Genomic DNA, 18,793 nt, shown 5'->3' on the forward strand with positions numbered 1-18,793 from the left:
ACACCAAAATTCAACACGATAAAAAAACGAAAAATAAGCGCGAAAAAGTGGAGCCATTCTATTAAACACAAGTAATTGTTTGATTTGAATTAATTGCACTTCTAGGTGATCGTTTTAGAGATCCTTTAAGATCGTTTTCTTGCGTTTTTTACATTTGGTCGAAAATATCTATTTGGTTTCCGTCTTTGCACAGCTCTGGTTGCAATTCTGAGTCAGGTTTTTGGCCTGTAGACTCCACAAAATGAGAAAAAGATGTGTGTGCAACGAACACTTTTCCACAATTTAGGTTCAAACATTGGCAATACAATTCGCGCGTTTCAGGTGACACAGAGCGAGAGGTTGCAATGCGTGTTTTGGTTAAACATTTTGGGCATGTAATTAGCATTCGGGATCACTCCTACTCATGAACTCTTCCCACTCTGGCGTTCCGCCGCCGTTCAACTCCATATTTAAGAAGAAATTCGCTATTATTTTCTGCTGCCGCGTAGGTGGATCTGCACGCGTACAGTTATTGCCATTAATCCAAGGCGCAAGCTCCCGCTTGCTTAAAAGAGCCTCAGAAGCAAAAGCCTTAAGATCAAGAACGGCCTCTGTTGGCTTCTTAATTAACTTCCACTCAATCTCATGCGTTAACACCGATAAGCCATCACCAATAAGGCCAATCACTGATTCAACAATCTCACCGTATTTATTCTCTTTTTGCTCTTTAAGCATCTTTATCGGGCGCAGTCGTTGACTCAATCTATGACCGCCCATGTAATCAAAAAAGGCAGAAAAGAACCCCATGTCCGCCGCTCTACGCGCTTTCTCAAACAGGCTATATTCTTGCTTTTCTTCAATACGACGAAGCTCTCGCCACACAGTAACCGAGGGTGTTTTTTGAAATTGGAATTGGCGAAATGAAAAGGCTCGCGAGAAAGCCGTCACGTTCTGAACCGTGCTTTGTAAATTGATTTTCTTTGCATCCAAATCGTACAGCCCTTCGAGGCCGTAGCCATCGACGTTCTTTGAAATGTATTTCGCGATATAACCCACCGCATCGCCTTTACTTCTATCGATAATCTTTACATCCACGCGCGCTTTCATTGCTTTGGTTTTAGGTGTGCCATCGTCAAAGAACAGCTCATCACTGTCACGTTGGTATTGGTAATCTTCCAACAGTCCTTTGAATTCACGGAAGTGTTCAAGTGGCATAAAAAAAACACCATGCCAGTGCGGAGTTCCATCAACGTGAGGCTCTACCACTCTCATTCCATAATAAATAAGCCCTGCTCTATCGGCTGCACTGCGAAAGCGTATCCATGAAGTCGAAAGCCATTGATGTGAATCTTGAGCAGATGCCCCATTCCATTTATCATTTTCAATGAAATACTTACCTTGTTGTTTAAGGCGATGATATTTACCCGCCGCCGTCATTGTGATCATGACTGCAATGTGATTATTTGAATCCGCATATTCTTGGCAACCCGCAATACGAGTCATCAGTTCATTACGTCTGTTTGTTGGGTTTGAAACCGAGGATTGATGCACCTCTTCCATTGGGATCACAGCACCTTCTTCTGATTCAATCGCCATTAATTGTAGCCACTCGCGTTGTCTGTCTTGGCGAATTTTGAGCCACTGGCACGCTGAATAAGACGCATAAGGTGAAACGTGCGGTGATACCATTCCCGCCGCTCTTCGAGCATTTTCAAACGCGGCAATGGTTTGTCTTTCTATCGCACGCTTCCAAACCGCATCATCTATCAAGCGAACAAGAATGGAATACGCATGATCTTCATTTTTAGCGGACGCAAACTGTGGCATCCACATCGCCGCCCCCACATACTGATTAATGGAATCAATCGTCTCCATCACATCAAACCCATGCTTGGCCGCAACCTCTAAACGTAAACAAGCACGCCCTACTAATTCATCAGCAAGGCGGGCACGTTTAAATTCAGTATCTACTTTCCAATAAGGCTCAGGTAACACCGCAAGTGCCGCATAAACCGCCGCACTGCGTCGTTCAATAAATGCCATTGCACGTTTAAAACCGTACTTTCTAAAACGAATCGCAGAGGCTTTATCTAAGTAGTTTCGAATGTCCGCAGGCAATTTGAATTTGTTCGCACATTGATTGGCAAATTCAAACACTTTCTCGCGAGGGGTTTGTTTCCCATCATGAACAAATCGCCCATTAATACATTCAATCTGAGAAGTACCAACTTGGTTTTCAAGGTAGGTAAGAAGCTCTTTATTAAGATTCACAGGGAGCTTTTGAAGTGCATTATGAGTAAACGTATTATAAGTTTTCATTGGTATTCCTCATGATGCGGTTAGGTAATTGATTCGCTTTAATGGACAAGCGAGCGAGGTAGTTTTTTCGTTTCATCGCTTTGCTTAAATTCGACGCTTCAGCATCCAATTGCGACTGCTTTAATTGGTCTTTCAACTCTTGAATCTTACTCAGAGCAGTCGCTTGTTGTTTTGACGTAATGGCTTCCATGTCAATGATATTGGGACACGGCATGTGACAAGGCTCAGTGGTCACGCTTGTGTCGCTCCCCGTAATATAAGTACTCATGATTTACTGCCTCCACGTTGAGTCCATTTATAGGTTGTTTGTACTAACGCTTTATTCCTCCATGCTTTGAATAAGTTCGATTGCTTCTGTGAGCTGCTCTTCTACTTTGTTTAAGTAATCCTCTGCTTCTGGCTTTGGACAAATACGAGCAGAAACAATATCGAGTAAGGCTTGCGCTTCACTTGAATGTGAAAAATCCATATTGATTGAATGTAACGGTGTGTTTTTCATAGGTACTTCCTTTATGTAACGTTGATGAATGTTTACTTATAGCTCTGAAAAATCTTGTGTATCACAAATCATAAAACCGCCAGTATGATCACCACGAATAAGGACGCCATTGGTGATATGTTCACAGTTCAATTCAAGACAAGCGTTAGCAATGGCAAGCTCTTTGGATTCAAACTCACCAAGCTCATGCGTTCGAACTTCTTGAGTGTCACCCTCACGAACGACACCACCGCCACTATTCAAAAACACAGCAAGAAATCGCAACATCATTGACCTCCCTTGCTTTCAAGTGCGACATACAATTCTGACCAATTATCTAATTGATGATCTGTTGGTGCAGAGCCATGGTTTTGCAGGTAACCAAGCACCATGTTTGCTAAGAATTGCTCTTTAGTCATCACAACGCTTCCATCATTGGAGAGCCATGCTCAGGTTCAAAATCACGCCACCATGTTTGCATCATTGTTTGTTGTGCCATTGAACGACACGAAGAAGAAATGAAGAAAAGGGCACGAATAGCACCAAGAGATTGCTGCTCTAAATCTGGATTTTCAGTGGTATCAAAAACCACAACCCAAAACGACCACCAAGCGGTGATAAAATCAGAAAGGCATAACCCCTGCTCTGTGCCCTGAACATTCACAAGCATTGCGCGTTGTGAATCAAGCGAACAAACCACACCTTGTGATACTGTTTCTTTAGAGAAAGCCTTTAGGAATTGCTCAATCTTACGAGTCGTAAAACCTGCACCACGTAAAGCGTATTCAAGATCAGTTTGATAAACAGAAATAACACTCATGCTGTCACCTCTTCGCTATCTTTTGCTGCAATGATTAACTCAGCAAGTTTACTTTCTAACGCAATCGCATTTTTAAGAGGATGTTCCCAAGTTAAATTAACCGTGTCATGAAGTAATGTTTCATCCTCTGCACCCCAAACAATCACACTAAATGATGAAATCATTGAATTAGTATTGAACATCGCAGTTAATGCTTTTGGTACATCCAACGTCATAGCAACAATAGAATTAATCACCGCGAATACATCGCGTGATTTAATTGCTTCAAGATTGGCAATGGCTTGTTGCTCTACGTTCTCAACATAACCAATCACTTCACCAGCTGCGCAAACACTTTCACGTGATGCTGTGCCATCAATAAAACGAGAGAATAATGCGACGGTTTTTCTTTCTGTTGCTTCCATTGATTCATATAATTTCGTGGCTTTCTCAAGATTAACTAAAGACTCTTGATAGAACTGTTCAGGTTTTTTTAACTGACTCATAACTAAATCCTTATGCGAAGCCCGGCAATGGCGCACCAGACGCAAGAAAATCAATACCCATAGATAAAAGTGAAGCCGAGTTAGGTGTTTGGCTTTCAATATCATTGATGAGTAAAACTAAGTTCCCGATGGAGGCTTGGGCTTTTTTAATAATGGATTGTTTACTTCGGTGGGTAATTCGAGTTTGTCCCGCATGAGTTAACGCCGCTTGCGCTAAGTCCCCTGCATGAACTGAATTCTCTAATGCTCGTTTAGTAAAGGTTTCTTCACTTGCATCGTTAGGAACCTGTGCAGTCACCACACCAAGCCCACGCAAAAGACTATTTACAACAGTGAAGTTATTTGAGGCTTTGGAGATCATCACCATTTCAACACACGTTAAAACATGTGATTGCTCTGGATTGAGCTTATTTCTAAGCATCGTTGGTGACATTTCCAAAGACTCGGCGATTGCTGTCATGTTCTCGCTTTCACGAAAAGCAAAACATGCTTCTTCAAATGCCTTTTGTTTGGACGCTCGAAAATCGAACATTGTTGTTTTATCGGACATATCAGATACTCAACAGGTAGCAAATGAAACGTAATAACTAAAACTTAGCTTCTAGAGCTTTCTTAGTTAAAAGCGCGAGATTAATAAGGTTAAGTTCACCCGATCCATCTTTTGGTAAAATTGGCAGCTTTCCTTCTTTAATTTTTTTTTCAATCGTGCCCTTCTTCATTCCTGAAAGTTCTGCGTATCTTTTAGCGGTGACATATGGGGCTTCTATCGCAATAACTAGTGGTTGGCTCATAACATATATCCTTACTTAATTTGAGTGCATCGGAATAAAATCCGCTTTCAAAGCACCGTTGGTAATTCGCTCAATTTCAAAAGCACGACGTTGTGGAACTTCTTCACCCCACTTAGATACAGACTGTTTTGTTATATTTAACTTTCCAGCCAAAGCGACCGCAGTACCAAAATAAGAAATAGCTTCTTTAGTTTTCATTCTTGTCCACCTTTGTTGTCTTTGGTTGACTAATAGTAACGAAGGTCAACGTTTGTTGTCAAGCAATTAGTCAACCTATAGTTACTCTGCATGTGAGATAGTAACCATAGGTTGACTAATTAATTAAGAATATTCCCTATGAAAAGCCAGCGAATATTAGAACGACGAAAACAGCTAGCTCTTACCCAGCTTGATGTAGCAAAGGCATCAGGTGTTTCCAAGCAAGCTGTTTCCAAGTGGGAGAAAGGGGATACGTTCCCGAAGGGCGAGAGTCTTTTTTTATTAGCAAAGGCTCTGAAATGTGATGCTTATTGGCTTTTAAATGGACAAGGTTCGCCCGAACCTGCAAAACAAGAACCTCAAGAAACTTCAGTTGTCTCTGTAGCATTAAAACCACAAGGCGCGTTTCCTTTAATCTCTTGGGTTCAGGCAGGCGGTTGGAATGATATTAACCTTACGAGTAGGTATGATGCAGACCACTACCCATGCCCTATCAAATGTAGCGATAACACGTTTCTTTTGAAAGTTGTTGGCAAGAGTATGAATCCAGTCTTCACTGAAGGGGATTTGATTTTCGTTGACCCTGAAGTTGATGCAACCAATGGAAAATATGTTATTGCTCGTTTAGATGATGACAATCAAGCAACATTCAAACAACTCATCATCGAAGATGGACATAAATATTTACAAGCAGTGAATCCAAACTGGCCGACTCCTATAATTCCTATAAATGGAAAGTGTACGATTGTGGGTGTAGTTATTTCCTCAATGAAATTATTTTAATTACTAAAAAGAGCCTCCAATTTGGAGGCTTTTTCCTTTCGATTTACCCCGTAATAACTATGTTTACTTCTCTTCATTTAAAACATTGAATATTGAGCCACAATCAAATACTGTTTATATATACAGTTATTTGGTGCTATATATGACAATTCGTAAATTAGATGATGGTAAAAAGAACCCTTGGCTTTGTGATGTTTATCCTAATGGACGTAATGGTAAGCGTGTACGTAAACGCTTTGCGACCAAAGGAGAAGCATTAGCTTATGAAAAATTCACTTTAAGAGAAACTGACGACAAGCCGTGGTTAGGTGAGAAATCGAATAAAAAAAGGTTGCTCGATATGCTTGATATTTGGCACGAACGACACGGCCAATCACTAGCTCATGCAAAATATACTTATAGAAAATTAAAAGTCATCGTAATGGGAGTAAATAATCCTATCTACTCTTCTTTATCTGCACAAATGTTCACTGAATATAGAGCAGCACGAATCGCTGGTGCTATTCCAGATTTAAACAATCACTACACTGCGGTTTCTTTTCGAACTTGTAACATAGAGCAAGACCTGCTGAATGCTATGATTTCTGAATTACAACGAATGGAAATATGGAAAGCAATAAACCCACTTCAAAGCGTACGTCACTTTAGACTACATGAAGCTGAAATGGAGTTCTTAACTATTGATGAAATAATAATGCTTGTAGATGAAGCTGAGCGCTATGAAACTCATAAAGACTTACATAAGATAATTAAACTGTGCTTAGCCACTGGTGGGCGATTTTTAGAGGTGTCTACGTTAACAGGCTCTCAACTATCTCAATATAAAGTGACGTTTACTCAAACAAAAGGGAAAAAAAATAGAACCGTTCCTATTGGAATTGAATTATACAATGAAATTTATAAAGAAGGATCTGGAGCTTTATTTAACATTGCATATTCAACTATCTATCGTTTTATATCCAAGCATGTACCTAGATTGAAAAATCAAGCAGCTCACGTTCTTAGACATACTTTTGCGTCTTACTATCTTATGAATGGTGGGAATATAATTGCTCTACAGCGAATTTTAGGACATAGCGATATTAAACAAACTATGCGCTATGCCCATTTATCACCAGATCACCTTGAAGACGTCGTGACAAAAAATCCACTTTATCAACTAAAAAAATGACTACATAGTGACTACAAAAAAATCCTACATATACATTCATATGTTTTTATATACAGTGGTTTCACTTTAATTTAAATCGTAACCCATTGAAACCACGCTATAGCTTAACTTCTGTGAGGATGATTTGTAATGTGATCTTCCCAGTTCTTCACATCAATCGCATACACAACTTTATTTCTAACGCTTTCGCCAGCCGCATGCATCGCTGATTTAGATCCGGTAATCAATGGGTGCCATTCTGGGATCGGATTGCCTTCTGCTAATAAACGATATGCACAAGTTACTGGGAGCCAGTTAAACTCGGCGATATTCTCACGACTCAGTTTTAAGCACTCTTCACCAGAGGTAAAACGCTTAGCGTAATCCTTGCATGAACACGTTTTGCTATTTAGCCAACTACACGCAACGTTGGTGTAGTAAACTTCATCGGTATCTTCATCCATTAATTTATGTAAACAGCACTTCCCACAGCCGTCACAAAGAGATTCCCACTCTTGCTCTGTCATCTCTTCTAGTTTTTTTTGTTGCCAAAATTGCTCAGTCATTGCTTTACACTCATTATGGGAAGAGGCGGTTTTATACCCATCTTGAGATAAAAGTGCAAGTGGTTTACAGATCACAAGATAAGAATCCAGACTAACTTTGACCTGAAAGATGAAGAGTGGTATTTTGCGCATCCTTTAATTGATGCAATGAGATGATGTATGGAATGTAGATTATATTGCGGTGCCTGCTGTATTGCCCCAAGTATTACTTCATTTATTCCTGGGATGCCAAATGGGAAACCTGCTGGTGTGCGTTGTGTTCAATTGAACGATGAGAATCTGTGTAAGCTATTTGGTCAGGCTGAACGCCCAAAGGTGTGTCACCAATTTAAAGCTTGCCCTGACGTGTGTGGTTCAACCTCAGAACAAGCATTGCAAACGATCACTGAATTAGAATCAATGACGCTTTAATTACGATAATACGCGAATAACGTTTTGTACTTGCTCTGAGACTTCAGTACCGTGGGCTGTTAAATAACCACCATCATTTTGTGTTACCAATCCTTTCGTGAAAAGACGCTTCATTGCTTCGATTGCTTCGGGTGCTGCGTCTGAATGAACTTTTAAACCCGCTTGAGTGCTTTCTAGTGGGAATTGCTTGAGAAGGTTCATTTCTTCAATAATATCTTTATTAAATGGCATATATAATCTCTCTTATTTATTAACTGATTTCAGCATAGACTGTCTTTCAAAGATTAAAACAGAGCTAGATCACACCTATAAAAAATCCCCATAGGATTACTCTCTATGAGGATATTTTTTAATCAACTTTCTTGTATCTAAAGCACTTAAGCTTGAATACCGATGATTAACCATGGTGCATTAGGCTGCGTAAGATCGCGCTCTAAATGCCAAACATCAGTGATGTCTTCTTCAAGACCTTCCACTGAATCACGGTAACGTCCTGAGAACTGTAGGCTTAATTGTGCACTGCTTGCATTGTGCTCAGCACGAACAACTTCTGCATCAACAAACATAACGTCAGTATGTTGCTCACCTTCAAGGTTTGCACGTTCTTGAACCAAATCATTGTAAAGACTGATTGATACGTACTCTTGAATAGTTTCAAGTTGGTTATGGTTCCATGCACCTTGTAAAATACGGTAGTGCTCACGAGAACCATTGATGAAACCTTGCAAATCAAAACCCGGTGGGTAGTTATGCGGCACTTCATCAGAACCAATCGAACCAAAACCACCTGTTGCTTGTGTTTGTGGTTGAGCTTGATCGCCTTGGAAATACTGTTGGTTATCACGGAAACTCGGCTTTTCATCATGAGACGCTTGTGGGCCTGCGTAGGCGGCCCCTTGCCTCTGATTTATGCTTCCGGCTTTGGACGCCATAAACATACGGAAAAGTTTGAATAAAACAAATGCAACACCAGCCATAATAATGATATCCATAAATTGGATACCTTCAAAGCCGCCGCCGCCAAACATTGATGCTAGAAGGCCACCGACAAGAAGGCCGCCAAGTAATCCGCCCATAAGGCCTTTCTTACTTGATGCTCCTTTAGCGGTATCTTGCTTACCAATTGTGTTGGTATTTTGTTGTTTTTGTTTTGGTGCAGGGGCTGTTTTAAAGCTCTTACCAAATGATTTACCACCACCAAATTTCTTTGCCTCTGCATGAGGAGCAGCAAAAACAAAAACAAACATAAGGGCAGCAACAGATAAAAGACGTTTCATTATCTCTTCCTTTACTCTATTAAAATAATTTGATCCGATAATAGCCTGCATCGCTGCACATTGGGAGCTTTAATATGGATGAGTATGTTTCAGAGTGTTAAAACGATATTAGTTTGATTCTCAACATTGTGCTTTCCGCCCTAATTGATAAAACTCTTACTTGAAGAATCACCAATTACATTTAGAATTAAGAACATTGTTCAACATTACTCATTAAAGGTTATTATGGCTCGCAGAAATGACCATTCTCATCAAGAAATACGTGAAATGGCATTAAATAATGTGAAGTTGTATCTTGAAGAACACTCACATCACGAACTCAGTTTAAGAAAATTAGCCAAAAGCATTGGTTATGTCCCTAGCACGCTCGTCAATATTTTTGGTAGCTACAATTTATTACTGCTTCGCTCCATTGCCCAAACACTTGATGAACTGATGCAACGAATCGCATTAGGTATAGAAAATAGCACAACATCAGAAGAAGCATTAAAAGCCATTGCTTACTGCTATTACGACTTTGCAAAACAACACCCTAATCGCTGGCAGCTAATCTTTGAGCATAATATGAATGGTGAATTATTACCGGAATGGCAAGAAGACCGCATCAATCAAATCATGACAATGCTAGAAAGTATTATTCGAACCATTAACCCCTCAAAGAGTGATGGTGATATAGTCGTAACCAGTCGTGTTATTTGGGCAAGCGTTCACGGAATTACACAATTAAGTGTTGATGATTTATTTTTCTCCGGCTTACCATTTGATGGGCACCAATTAATCGATAACTTATTTGATAATTACATTAATCAATGGAAGATCAGCTAGTTTAATTTTTGAGTTACTAAAAGGATTTTTATGGCGAAGCAAGCGCAACTACTTACTCAGCGTCGATTTTTTCCATATTTCATGACTCAAGCTTTAGGTGCATTTAACGACAATATTTATAAAAATACCCTTTTATTATTTGTAGCTTTTGCCAGTGCCGATTCTTTGCCTATCTCATCCAATTTATTTATAAATTTAGCCGCTGGTTTATTTATTCTTCCTTTTTTTCTATTCTCCGCACCTGCCGGAATTTTAGCCGACAAATATGAAAAATCAGCGTTTATCCGTAAAGTAAAATTGGCCGAAATTGGTATTATGTTATTGGGAGCTGTTGCCTTTATTCTGCAAAACTACACTCTACTGTTAATCTTATTGTTTTTAATGGGCACACAATCCGCCTTTTTTGGGCCAGTAAAATACGCACTACTCCCTCAACAATTAAAAAAAGAAGAATTAGTCTCTGGGAATGCATTAGTAGAAACAGGCACCTTTCTCGCTATTTTGTTTGGGACCATTGGTGCGGGGTTTATTGCATCACAAGAATATGCTCACTATATCGCCGCCGCCGCTGTCGTACTCTTGGCTATCTTAGGCTATTTAACGAGCCGTTCGATTCCTTACGCCAAAGCCATGAACCCAACGCTTAACTTCCAATGGCGTCCAGTTAAGCAAACAAAACACACAATTCAAATAGCCAAACGTAACCCTGTGGTATTTTTAGCAATTATGGGAATAAGTTGGTTCTGGTTTTTAGGCGCAAGCTACCTTACTCAATTCCCAAATTACACCCATTTACATTTGAATGGCAATGCAACAACGGTAACCGTGTTATTAGCTCTTTTTTCTATTGGTATTGCGATAGGATCATTAGCTTGCGATGTGATTTCAAAGCATAAAATTGAATTGGGGATAATTCCATTAGGCAGTTTAGGTATCTCTGTATTTGGCTCAATCCTTTATGTCATGACCCCAACCGCACCCGTTGATGCTATAGGTTTTATTCAATTATTATCTAACTTGGATTTATTGCCTGTTTTCATCAGTTTGTTTTTACTCGGCGTGTCTGGTGGGATATTTATTGTTCCGCTTTATGTCATGATTCAAACCTACCCACAACCAAAGTATCGTTCTCAAATTATTGCTGCAAATAACATTTATAATGCCCTGTTCATGGTAGGCAGTGCCCTTCTCGGAATTATAATGCTTTCTGTCGTAAATTTATCAATACCGCAGTTTTTTGGATTATTATCAGCAATGAATTTATGCGTAACCGTGTATCTTTTTTACCGATTTTCAGGGCGTGTATCTCGATTTATTAAAGCACGATATCTTTAATAAAATGCACACCCTGATAATTTATTTATGCGGGTAATAAATCGTTTACCCACTCTCTTACTTTTTGTCGAGATATTTTAATGCCCGTATTGAGTAACGACTCAGGCATTAATTCATAACGAATAGGCAATTCATACGAGGTAAGTTTGTCAGATAAGAAATAAGTAAGCTCTTCTTCCTTAATCTCTGATGTAGTAACGACAGCGGCAACAGGTCGATAACCAAATTGTTCATTCACGCTTTCAACGACAATCACTTGCTCAATCATTGGATGCAATAATAACGCTTGTTCAATTTTTTCAGGGTGTATATTCTCCCCTCCAGAAATAAACATGTTATCAGCACGTCCTTTAATATGCAGCTCACCCGTAGAAACATCACCTAAATCTTTTGTTTTAAACCAGCCATCGTCTTCAGCAATATCGATGATGCCAGATGAACGATAATAGCCAAGTGCTAACGTTTCGCCTCGAACTAAAACCTCACCATGATCAATTTTAATCTCTCGATAAGGGAGGACATTTCCAACGCCAGTATGACCATCCGCTCGCTTAGCGGTAACAGTAGAACCCATCTCTGTCATACCATAGCCTAACCAGCATTCAATACCTTGCAATTCAGCCGCGTCCGTTAGTTCAGGAGGGATAACGGCTCCCCCTAACAATACGCGCTTTAAGGCTAAACGGGATACTTGGTCGTCCGCCAAGATTTGAGCTAGCTGTGTTGGCACTAATGACGCATGAGTGACACTAGATAAATCATGAAGAAGTCCGTTCGATGTCGGCATGACTAATGTTGCACCGGAGAGTAGCCAACGCCACACAATCGCAAGACCAGATACATGAAATAGTGGTAACGATAATAACCACGAATCGCATACATCAAAATCCATCCAACTAAGTAAGCCTGCCGCAGAATGTAAATGATTATTCGCACTGTGTGCAACGGCTTTTGGTAAGCCAGTCGACCCAGAAGTAAAGGTCAATGTGGCTAACCGACCCAACTGCCAAGTGGCTGCTATGACGCCATATTCAGCATTAATCAATTGTAAATGATGCCACGTTCCCGAGATTGTTTTTTGGTCTTTACCAAACCAAATATAACTCGCAGAAATACTCGTAACTAACTGATGAAGTTCGCACTCTGGTTTTTTGGGATTAATACTTGCAAAACGTGCTCCGATACGGACACAAGCAAGTTGCAACCAGACTAATTCAATGCAGTTCTTAGAAATACCGACAACGACTTCGTCACGTTTAACACCTTGCTGGAGTAATCCGTTCGCGTAGCGATTTATTTGAGTCGATACTTCAGCCCATGTCCAGATCGTATCACCATCTCGTAATGCGATTTCAAGCTCACGTGTTTCACTCCACTTAACCCACGGCCAAGTTGTAAATTCAGGCGTAATTAACTTACCCATATCACCTCGAGATCGGACAGCGCTTGCATCGGTAACTCACAATGAGGCCACGGTGTGTCTAACTGCATTTTAAATAAATCGATGGTATCTAAACCAGGGATCGTATTCGGTGTTTTCCAAGCAGCAAGTCGTGCAAGTTGTGTTAGCGCTAAACTTGATTCAATACTTGAACTGATCACGGCTTGCATTCCTAATTGGTGTGCCTGCTCAACAAGTTCAATACATTTACCGACAGAGCCAACTAGCGTCGGTTTAATTACGATTGCCGCCACGCCATCTTGAGCTTTCACTTCAAAACCTTCATCACGTACGGTTTCATCCCACGCAATGGCAATTCCCGTCGCTTTAGAAAATTCAAGACTTTCTTCTGGGCTATGACAAGGCTCTTCTAAAAACTCAATGCGAGAACGGTATTGCGGGCTAACATAATTCGCAAATTGCTCTGCTTTTTTAGGAGTCCAACCGCGATTAGCATCAAGACGCAAAGAGAGATCGGGGATCAACTCTAAAAACATATTCGCAACCATTCCATCACGAATCGCTTCATACATTCCAACTTTAATTTTCGCGACTTTCTTACCGCTCATCTCATTTAGCTTCACCACTAAATCGTCTGGATCACCAGAACACAAAGGAGCTGCTTGATAATTACCAACTTCAGGTAGATTATTTTCAAGCTCAAGTAATGCCATGCTAAAACCAAAAGCAACAGAGGGACAATTGGCATCCACATCCAGAACTTCATCATTTAACCACGCTTGAGTTAATGAGATTAGATCTTCACGTGCTTGTTCTAAATTTTCTTGGCTAAATTCAGGTAAAGGCGCAATTTCACCTTTTGCTGTGTGTTTTCCATCACTTAATTCAATGATCAACCCATCTCTTTGTTGAAGACGTTGCTCACGAAGAATCACTCCACTGTCCATAGGGAGTTGATATTGATATATCTTGGCTGTTTTCATTTGTTACTCCAACCAATAAAAAGAAAAAAGAGACTCAGAGAGCCTCTCAAACTTATCAAAATAAGTGATAGTGTCGCTTATGGATTACGAGGGAATTTATCGAAATCAGGGCGGCGCTTTTCATTAAATGCGTTACGACCTTCTTGACCTTCTTCAGTCATGTAGAACATCATTGTTGCATTACCAGCAAGTTCTTGAAGACCGGCTTGACCATCACAATCTGCATTTAATGCTGCTTTTAGACAACGTAATGCCATTGGACTATGTTGTAGCGTCTCACGACACCAGCGAACCGTTTCTTTCTCTAAATCAGCAACAGGGACGACGGTGTTTACTAAACCCATGTCTAGTGCTTCTTGAGCATCATAGAAACGACATAAGAACCAAATCTCTCGGGCTTTTTTCTGGCCTACGATACGAGCCATGTAAGATGCACCCCAACCGCCATCAAAAGAACCGACTTTAGGGCCTGTTTGACCAAATTGAGCGTTCTCTGCTGCGATAGTTAAATCACACATCATATGAAGAACATGACCACCACCAACAGCGTAGCCTGCAACCGCAGCAATCACTGGTTTTGGACACGTACGAATTTGACGTTGGAAATCCAATACGTTTAAGTGGTGTGTGCCACTGTCATCACGGTAACCACCGTAATCGCCACGGATCTTCTGATCACCACCAGAACAGAAAGCCTCTTCGCCTAACCCCGTTAGAATAATAACGCCAACTTTCTCGTCATAACGAGCATCTGCTAGCGCATCCATCATCTCTTTAACCGTACCAGGACGGAATGCGTTACGTACTTGCGGACGTGCAATCGTAATTTTTGCAATGCCATCTGCAGATTTATGATATTGAATGTCTTCATATTGCGCAGTGCAATCTGTCCAATTTACTGGAGCGTAAAGTTCTTCTTCTGAAATGCCAACAGTTCTTGCCATGGGGTTATGTCCATTGTTGTAAGAATGTATTAAGTACATGTGTAAAGCGTTCGGGCTGTTCCACATGAGCGTTATGACCAGCCTGAGCAATGATTTGATACGTTAATTGACTTTGCTCAGCCAAGTGTTGAAATTTTTGATCTGCTTCACCGCAAATATAAAGCGTAGGGATGGTGCAACGATGCAGCTCGTTAAGCAAATATGGTTGCTTAGCCAGTGAGGTTGATCTCAACATCATTCCAATCGAGAGTCCAAGATTATCACTTCTCTTTACCACTAAAACTTGTCTTTGCTCAGGGTTTAGTGAAGAAAATACCTTTTGTTGGTACCAATTGTCTAAAACATCAGCAATCGGTTGTTGTTCAAATCGTTCTGCCCACATCGTGTCATTTTGCCAACGAATGTGCTTTTCTTCTTTTGAGATTAAACCAAAGTTCCCTCCTTCAACGCACAAACCTCGGAGGGTTATGTCATTAGGAAGCTGAAAAAAAGCACTCAGATACATCGCCAAACGTCCTCCTAAAGAGTAACCGACAAGCACAAACTCTTGATACGGAGAACTGTGGCACTGCTCAATAATAAGCTGGCATGCTTGTTCAAATCCGGTTGACTCTTCCAATTCCACCGACTGACTTTTACCGTGTCCAGGAAGATCAATTAATAATACAGGGTGTGATTGAGCAATGACGGAAGCTATCTGATCCCACTCTTTTGTTGAGCCCAATAGTCCATGTAAAAACACCACGCAAGGTTGTGTAGTGCTTTCTATGGGTTCAATCAATTTAGAATAAAGTGGCATGTTGAATGGTTTGGAATAATCGTGTTAATTCTTCGCCTGCTTGACCTGACGGTGTATTAATTTCAACTAAGTGAACACCGCTTTTTAAACCGCCATTGATCATGGATATTGCACAGCTTAAAGTTTCGGGCTTATGGTAGGTCAACCCAAACATGGCAGCCGCGTGGCTAAATTCTAAATGATGAGGCATACGATAGAAATCGTCTTTTTTCTTTTCATTAACAGGCAGTAAATCAAAAATACCACCACCATCATTATTTAAAACGACAACAACAATCGGTTGTGTCGCTTGTTTTAATAATGCTAATGAATTCAAATCATAAAGTAATGACGTATCACCCACTAAGCACAATAAAGGGTTCTGATTCGAAAGATGAACCCCCATTGCTGTTGCCATTAACCCATCAATACCAGAAGCACCACGGTTGGTATAAACGGGTTGCTGATTAATCTCACCAACCATATCTAATAAACGAACAATTAAACTGTTACCAATAAACCAGTCACAGTGATTTACCTTTTGGCCAACCGTCAGTGCGAAACTTAATTCAGATAATGTCTCAGTATGACAAACCATTGAGCACGTAAGCGCCAAGATATTTTGAGAGGCCACTTTTAATGACTCACTCCATTGCGTTAATGGGGCATGATCAAAGTAACAATCTCTTCCTTGTAAACGTTCTGTGTGTGCCGTACACCAATCAATAATAGAGGCATGATAACGAGTATGCTGACGGAACGTTGAATCAAGTAACTCGGGATGTGTATCCACTATCCAATACTGTTGATCGTACATAGATAACCACGCACTAAGACGCTTTGATACCAAACGCGCACCAAATTGAAGCACGCACTCTACATCACCCAATAACGCTAAACAGTCTTGGTTTTGCATCCATAAATCATAATGAGCCCATTCAGAACAATAACCAGATTGAGGATCAGACAAAACAGGCCAACCTAACTCTCGCCCTAGATCTGCAGCCGCTTGCGCCTCAACTAACGTCACTTTGCCGATGATCACGACCCCTTTCTTTTGAGCGACTTGCATCCACTGAGGAGATACAGCGACATCATAGTTTGGCGTTAATTGTTCGACATAAGGAAGCGTTGTTGTTTTCCACGCTTGAATCGGCGCTAAATACGCGAGTAAAAGGGTTTCGTCTTTTTTGCCATAAAAAGGTTCTGGAAAAGGACAGTTCACATGAATCGCCCCGCCTTGCTCTTTCTGAGTAAAGCAAGCTTGATCCAAACGACTTAATACCCATTGAGCAGGTACATTCAAACTAGGAGAAGGTAAAGAAAGAGAATGGCACACATGAGAAGAGAAAATATTATGTTGATTAATGGCTTGATTGGCTCCGCAATCGATCAATTCAACAGGGCGGTCTGCCGTTAAGAGAATAAGTTTTTCTTTGGTTAATCCAGATTCAACCACTGAAGGCAATAAATTGGCTACGGCGGTACCCGAAGTCACAATAACAGCAACAGGTTGCAGCGAAGCTTTCGCAATACCTAAGGCTAAAAACCCTAATCCACGCTCATCAAAATGCGTATGAATCGATAAGTTCTCATGCTCTGAGGCAGCAAGAGTTAATGGTGTTGAGCGAGATCCCGGAGCAATACAAACATGCTTTACTCCATTTCGAACCAATTCTTCAATAATTAATTCAGCCCAAACTTGGTTTAGCATAACTTGTTGCTCTGGTTGCATCATGCGACTTGCGACTCCGTAATTTCTGGATTCATTGTAATATCAGATTCTAATAAGGTGCATAACGTTGATGTCTTTCTATCCAATTCATCCCATTCACTGCTTGGCTCTGAACCAGGAACGATACCTGCACCAGCAAAAAGATGAAGTTTATTGCCCATAACCAATGCGCTTCGGATCGCGACACAAAACTCACTGCGTTGTTGGCTTAAAAAACCAACGGCACCACTGTACCAACCACGAGCAAAAGGTTCGTTATCAATAATAAAGTCCAATGCAGACATGCGAGGTAGCCCCGCAATAGCCGCTGTTGGCTGTAAATTATCAAGCAATTGAGAATCACTGCATTCTTGATTAATTTCAGCTGAAATTGGACGTTTTAAATGTTGAACTTTACGTAATTTAACCAGCTCAGATTTTTCAGCTACCTTCATTGAAAGACTGAATTTAGATAAGCGATTAACAATATCATCCACTACAAGACGGTTTTCATATTGGTTTTTCTTATCAGAGATTAACCATGATGCAAGTTGATCATCTTCTTCTTCATCATGACCACGACCAATGGTTCCCGCTAACGCTTCTGTTTTTAACGCATACCCATTACGAACATATAAACGCTCAGGGGTTGAACCGATAAAACAATGTTCGCTATCCAACGCCATCATAAAATGAAAACTGTGGCTATTGGCTTTACGACTCGCTTTTAAAAATTGTGCAGACGACAACGGTTGGTCAAGCGTTAGTGTTGTTTTTCGTGCTAATACCACCTTTTCAAATTTCTTATTTGAGATGGCAGTCAACGCTTTATTGACCATGTTTGACCAATCTTCTTTTTCAGGCGTATTGATACGTTGTTGAACACGACAATGCAATTCAGATAATGACGTAAATTGCTCACTTAATTTATCTAACGTTGACAATAAACGAGAATTATCATCTGACAAATTGACCATGAAATGCCACGATGATTTTAAACGCGTAATTTCAACTTTAGGCAAAAAGAAAAATGAAGACATACAACGACGGTTTCGCTCAGTGCGTCCATCAAACGATCGCCCACCCCACACTCGTTGTTGAGGCGCTAATATTTGTTGCGCCGCCTTTGGATCAGTAAAAGTCTTCACTTGGCCTAACACCGCAACTTCTTCTTCACCATCACGAGATTGCCAATAAAACTTAGGGTAAATCGGTTGCGCTTCAAGCCAATCAATAAGTTGATCACCAACCGCCCAATCTAAGTCAATACAAATGGTATGAGATGATGTTGCTTGTGCTATTTGATGACGAATCGATTCAATGGCATCTTGAAAAGTGGACAAATTAACCTCTCCTGATCGTTTTCAGCCATCATGGCACCGTTATACACAAGCCGAATTGCTTGCTATTTCCTTGTTAGATGTAGTGATTCTAGCAAAAGTGCAGCAAATAAAAAATAATTCACATCAATAGTATGTCTAAAAAATAAAACTGGTATCAAAATGTGTCTCTTTGTGAAGGCTAAATCAATCTAAATTATCCTCACCCTCCAGAC

25 protein-coding genes and 1 pseudogene are annotated in these 18,793 nt (G+C 40.5%); 6 read left to right on the forward strand and 20 right to left on the reverse strand.

Annotation, left to right across the window (positions count from 1 at the left end):
• Positions 1-148: 148 nt before the first annotated feature.
• Genes AACV33_RS13000 through AACV33_RS13050 form a run of 11 tightly spaced genes read right to left on the reverse strand, consistent with a single transcriptional unit; the run spans position 149 to position 5,070 of the window.
• Entirely contained in the window at positions 149-385 is a 237-nt protein-coding gene (locus AACV33_RS13000; protein WP_182699346.1) for an ogr/Delta-like zinc finger family protein, read from the reverse strand.
• Positions 379-2,298 carry a replication endonuclease gene (locus tag AACV33_RS13005; RefSeq protein ID WP_182699347.1) on the reverse strand — a complete coding sequence of 640 codons (1,920 nt, stop codon included), beginning with the start codon at positions 2,296-2,298 and terminating at the stop codon, positions 379-381. The genes AACV33_RS13000 and AACV33_RS13005 overlap by 7 nt, the downstream gene beginning before the upstream one ends.
• The gene (locus AACV33_RS13010) at positions 2,285-2,566 is read right to left on the reverse strand and encodes a hypothetical protein (RefSeq protein WP_182699348.1); all 282 of its coding nucleotides are present in this window, start codon (positions 2,564-2,566) and stop codon (positions 2,285-2,287) included. The genes AACV33_RS13005 and AACV33_RS13010 overlap by 14 nt, the downstream gene beginning before the upstream one ends.
• A 51-nt stretch (positions 2,567-2,617) precedes the next feature.
• Positions 2,618-2,797 (reverse strand): hypothetical protein, encoded by a 180-nt coding sequence (locus AACV33_RS13015; protein ID WP_182699349.1) that lies wholly within the window; start codon positions 2,795-2,797, stop codon positions 2,618-2,620.
• A 36-nt stretch (positions 2,798-2,833) separates the two neighbouring features.
• Positions 2,834-3,064 carry a hypothetical protein gene (locus tag AACV33_RS13020; protein WP_182699381.1) on the reverse strand — a complete coding sequence of 77 codons (231 nt, stop codon included), beginning with the start codon at positions 3,062-3,064 and terminating at the stop codon, positions 2,834-2,836.
• On the reverse strand, positions 3,064-3,195 hold the full coding sequence (locus AACV33_RS13025) for a hypothetical protein (protein ID WP_017022228.1): 132 nt from the start codon (positions 3,193-3,195) through the stop codon (positions 3,064-3,066). Before AACV33_RS13025 ends, AACV33_RS13020 begins: the two co-directional genes overlap by 1 nt.
• Complete coding sequence (locus tag AACV33_RS13030) at positions 3,195-3,596, reverse strand: hypothetical protein (RefSeq protein WP_182699350.1); 402 nt, start codon at positions 3,594-3,596, stop codon at positions 3,195-3,197. Before AACV33_RS13030 ends, AACV33_RS13025 begins: the two co-directional genes overlap by 1 nt.
• Complete coding sequence (locus AACV33_RS13035) at positions 3,593-4,081, reverse strand: hypothetical protein (protein WP_182699351.1); 489 nt, start codon at positions 4,079-4,081, stop codon at positions 3,593-3,595. Before AACV33_RS13035 ends, AACV33_RS13030 begins: the two co-directional genes overlap by 4 nt.
• Positions 4,082-4,091: 10 nt before the next feature.
• Positions 4,092-4,631, reverse strand: a complete 540-nt coding sequence (locus AACV33_RS13040; RefSeq protein ID WP_182699352.1) for a phage regulatory CII family protein — start codon at positions 4,629-4,631, stop codon at positions 4,092-4,094.
• A gap of 37 nt (positions 4,632-4,668) precedes the next feature.
• Positions 4,669-4,872 (reverse strand): excisionase, encoded by a 204-nt coding sequence (locus tag AACV33_RS13045; protein ID WP_182699353.1) that lies wholly within the window; start codon positions 4,870-4,872, stop codon positions 4,669-4,671.
• 15 nt (positions 4,873-4,887) lie between these two features.
• Positions 4,888-5,070: a Cro/CI family transcriptional regulator gene (locus tag AACV33_RS13050; protein WP_182699354.1), complete on the reverse strand. Its 183-nt coding sequence runs from the start codon at positions 5,068-5,070 to the stop codon at positions 4,888-4,890.
• A gap of 138 nt (positions 5,071-5,208) precedes the next feature.
• Between AACV33_RS13050 and AACV33_RS13055 the strand changes: the two genes are divergently transcribed.
• Entirely contained in the window at positions 5,209-5,853 is a 645-nt protein-coding gene (locus AACV33_RS13055; protein WP_182699355.1) for a LexA family protein, read from the forward strand.
• A 142-nt stretch (positions 5,854-5,995) separates the two neighbouring features.
• Complete coding sequence (locus tag AACV33_RS13060; protein ID WP_182699356.1) at positions 5,996-7,024, forward strand: phage integrase; 1,029 nt, start codon at positions 5,996-5,998, stop codon at positions 7,022-7,024.
• A 104-nt stretch (positions 7,025-7,128) separates the two neighbouring features.
• On the opposite strand, the gene AACV33_RS13065 is transcribed toward AACV33_RS13060, so the two are convergent.
• Positions 7,129-7,569: a YcgN family cysteine cluster protein gene (locus tag AACV33_RS13065; protein WP_182699357.1), complete on the reverse strand. Its 441-nt coding sequence runs from the start codon at positions 7,567-7,569 to the stop codon at positions 7,129-7,131.
• A gap of 159 nt (positions 7,570-7,728) precedes the next feature.
• On the opposite strand from AACV33_RS13065, the gene AACV33_RS13070 reads away from it, so the two are divergent.
• Positions 7,729-7,980, forward strand: a complete 252-nt coding sequence (locus tag AACV33_RS13070) for a YkgJ family cysteine cluster protein (RefSeq protein ID WP_017022965.1) — start codon at positions 7,729-7,731, stop codon at positions 7,978-7,980.
• On the opposite strand, the gene AACV33_RS13075 is transcribed toward AACV33_RS13070, so the two are convergent.
• The gene (locus AACV33_RS13075; protein ID WP_012549764.1) at positions 7,981-8,211 is read right to left on the reverse strand and encodes a TIGR02647 family protein; all 231 of its coding nucleotides are present in this window, start codon (positions 8,209-8,211) and stop codon (positions 7,981-7,983) included.
• A gap of 146 nt (positions 8,212-8,357) precedes the next feature.
• Entirely contained in the window at positions 8,358-9,257 is a 900-nt protein-coding gene (locus AACV33_RS13080; RefSeq protein ID WP_023603561.1) for a Tim44 domain-containing protein, read from the reverse strand.
• 225 nt (positions 9,258-9,482) lie between these two features.
• Here AACV33_RS13080 and AACV33_RS13085 point away from each other — a divergent pair, with 225 nt between their 5' ends.
• Positions 9,483-10,082 (forward strand): TetR/AcrR family transcriptional regulator, encoded by a 600-nt coding sequence (locus AACV33_RS13085; protein ID WP_012549762.1) that lies wholly within the window; start codon positions 9,483-9,485, stop codon positions 10,080-10,082.
• A gap of 30 nt (positions 10,083-10,112) precedes the next feature.
• Positions 10,113-11,399, forward strand: a pseudogene (locus AACV33_RS13090) (MFS transporter); the annotation flags it as partial.
• Positions 11,400-11,442: 43 nt separating this feature from the next.
• Here the strand turns inward: AACV33_RS13090 and menE are convergent.
• From menE to AACV33_RS13120, 6 genes are all read right to left on the reverse strand, one after another.
• Positions 11,443-12,840: an o-succinylbenzoate--CoA ligase gene (menE, locus tag AACV33_RS13095; protein ID WP_182699358.1), complete on the reverse strand. Its 1,398-nt coding sequence runs from the start codon at positions 12,838-12,840 to the stop codon at positions 11,443-11,445.
• A complete protein-coding gene (gene menC / locus AACV33_RS13100; protein ID WP_017022961.1) occupies positions 12,828-13,802 on the reverse strand; it encodes an o-succinylbenzoate synthase in 975 nt (324 codons plus the stop codon). Before menC ends, menE begins: the two co-directional genes overlap by 13 nt.
• 77 nt (positions 13,803-13,879) lie before the next feature.
• A complete protein-coding gene (gene menB / locus AACV33_RS13105; RefSeq protein ID WP_017022960.1) occupies positions 13,880-14,746 on the reverse strand; it encodes a 1,4-dihydroxy-2-naphthoyl-CoA synthase in 867 nt (288 codons plus the stop codon).
• A 4-nt stretch (positions 14,747-14,750) separates the two neighbouring features.
• Positions 14,751-15,545 (reverse strand): 2-succinyl-6-hydroxy-2,4-cyclohexadiene-1-carboxylate synthase, encoded by a 795-nt coding sequence (menH, locus tag AACV33_RS13110; RefSeq protein WP_065612039.1) that lies wholly within the window; start codon positions 15,543-15,545, stop codon positions 14,751-14,753.
• On the reverse strand, positions 15,529-17,262 hold the full coding sequence (gene menD, locus AACV33_RS13115; RefSeq protein WP_182699359.1) for a 2-succinyl-5-enolpyruvyl-6-hydroxy-3-cyclohexene-1-carboxylic-acid synthase: 1,734 nt from the start codon (positions 17,260-17,262) through the stop codon (positions 15,529-15,531). Before menD ends, menH begins: the two co-directional genes overlap by 17 nt.
• Positions 17,259-18,581: an isochorismate synthase gene (locus AACV33_RS13120; RefSeq protein ID WP_017022957.1), complete on the reverse strand. Its 1,323-nt coding sequence runs from the start codon at positions 18,579-18,581 to the stop codon at positions 17,259-17,261. The genes menD and AACV33_RS13120 overlap by 4 nt, the downstream gene beginning before the upstream one ends.
• On the opposite strand from AACV33_RS13120, the gene AACV33_RS13125 reads away from it, so the two are divergent.
• The gene (locus tag AACV33_RS13125; RefSeq protein WP_023603567.1) at positions 18,574-18,711 is read left to right on the forward strand and encodes a hypothetical protein; all 138 of its coding nucleotides are present in this window, start codon (positions 18,574-18,576) and stop codon (positions 18,709-18,711) included. The two genes, AACV33_RS13120 and AACV33_RS13125, sit on opposite strands and share 8 nt — an antisense overlap.
• Positions 18,712-18,793: the final 82 nt, after the last annotated feature.

Source organism: Aliivibrio sp. SR45-2 (assembly GCF_963890165.1).
GTDB classification, from domain to species: Bacteria; Pseudomonadota; Gammaproteobacteria; order Enterobacterales; family Vibrionaceae; genus Aliivibrio; species Aliivibrio salmonicida.

What these genes read in the sequence shown, in the direction of transcription:
- AACV33_RS13035 (WP_182699351.1), bottom strand. Translation starts at nt 4,081, where the DNA reads ATGAGTCAGTTAAAAAAACCTGAACAGTTCTATCAAGAGTCTTTAGTT.
- menB (WP_017022960.1), bottom strand. Translation starts at nt 14,746, where the DNA reads ATGGCAAGAACTGTTGGCATTTCAGAAGAAGAACTTTACGCTCCAGTA.
- AACV33_RS13060 (WP_182699356.1), top strand. Translation starts at nt 5,996, where the DNA reads ATGACAATTCGTAAATTAGATGATGGTAAAAAGAACCCTTGGCTTTGT.
- AACV33_RS13045 (WP_182699353.1), bottom strand. Translation starts at nt 4,872, where the DNA reads ATGAGCCAACCACTAGTTATTGCGATAGAAGCCCCATATGTCACCGCT.
- AACV33_RS13005 (WP_182699347.1), bottom strand. Translation starts at nt 2,298, where the DNA reads ATGAAAACTTATAATACGTTTACTCATAATGCACTTCAAAAGCTCCCT.
- menC (WP_017022961.1), bottom strand. Translation starts at nt 13,802, where the DNA reads ATGAAAACAGCCAAGATATATCAATATCAACTCCCTATGGACAGTGGA.
- AACV33_RS13085 (WP_012549762.1), top strand. Translation starts at nt 9,483, where the DNA reads ATGGCTCGCAGAAATGACCATTCTCATCAAGAAATACGTGAAATGGCA.
- AACV33_RS13075 (WP_012549764.1), bottom strand. Translation starts at nt 8,211, where the DNA reads ATGCCATTTAATAAAGATATTATTGAAGAAATGAACCTTCTCAAGCAA.
- AACV33_RS13080 (WP_023603561.1), bottom strand. Translation starts at nt 9,257, where the DNA reads ATGAAACGTCTTTTATCTGTTGCTGCCCTTATGTTTGTTTTTGTTTTT.
- AACV33_RS13015 (WP_182699349.1), bottom strand. Translation starts at nt 2,797, where the DNA reads ATGAAAAACACACCGTTACATTCAATCAATATGGATTTTTCACATTCA.
- AACV33_RS13025 (WP_017022228.1), bottom strand. Translation starts at nt 3,195, where the DNA reads ATGACTAAAGAGCAATTCTTAGCAAACATGGTGCTTGGTTACCTGCAA.
- AACV33_RS13040 (WP_182699352.1), bottom strand. Translation starts at nt 4,631, where the DNA reads ATGTCCGATAAAACAACAATGTTCGATTTTCGAGCGTCCAAACAAAAG.
- menE (WP_182699358.1), bottom strand. Translation starts at nt 12,840, where the DNA reads ATGGGTAAGTTAATTACGCCTGAATTTACAACTTGGCCGTGGGTTAAG.
- AACV33_RS13000 (WP_182699346.1), bottom strand. Translation starts at nt 385, where the DNA reads ATGCTAATTACATGCCCAAAATGTTTAACCAAAACACGCATTGCAACC.
- menD (WP_182699359.1), bottom strand. Translation starts at nt 17,262, where the DNA reads ATGATGCAACCAGAGCAACAAGTTATGCTAAACCAAGTTTGGGCTGAA.
- AACV33_RS13065 (WP_182699357.1), bottom strand. Translation starts at nt 7,569, where the DNA reads ATGACTGAGCAATTTTGGCAACAAAAAAAACTAGAAGAGATGACAGAG.
- AACV33_RS13020 (WP_182699381.1), bottom strand. Translation starts at nt 3,064, where the DNA reads ATGTTGCGATTTCTTGCTGTGTTTTTGAATAGTGGCGGTGGTGTCGTT.
- menH (WP_065612039.1), bottom strand. Translation starts at nt 15,545, where the DNA reads ATGCCACTTTATTCTAAATTGATTGAACCCATAGAAAGCACTACACAA.
- AACV33_RS13050 (WP_182699354.1), bottom strand. Translation starts at nt 5,070, where the DNA reads ATGAAAACTAAAGAAGCTATTTCTTATTTTGGTACTGCGGTCGCTTTG.
- AACV33_RS13055 (WP_182699355.1), top strand. Translation starts at nt 5,209, where the DNA reads ATGAAAAGCCAGCGAATATTAGAACGACGAAAACAGCTAGCTCTTACC.
- AACV33_RS13070 (WP_017022965.1), top strand. Translation starts at nt 7,729, where the DNA reads ATGGAATGTAGATTATATTGCGGTGCCTGCTGTATTGCCCCAAGTATT.
- AACV33_RS13030 (WP_182699350.1), bottom strand. Translation starts at nt 3,596, where the DNA reads ATGAGTGTTATTTCTGTTTATCAAACTGATCTTGAATACGCTTTACGT.
- AACV33_RS13010 (WP_182699348.1), bottom strand. Translation starts at nt 2,566, where the DNA reads ATGAGTACTTATATTACGGGGAGCGACACAAGCGTGACCACTGAGCCT.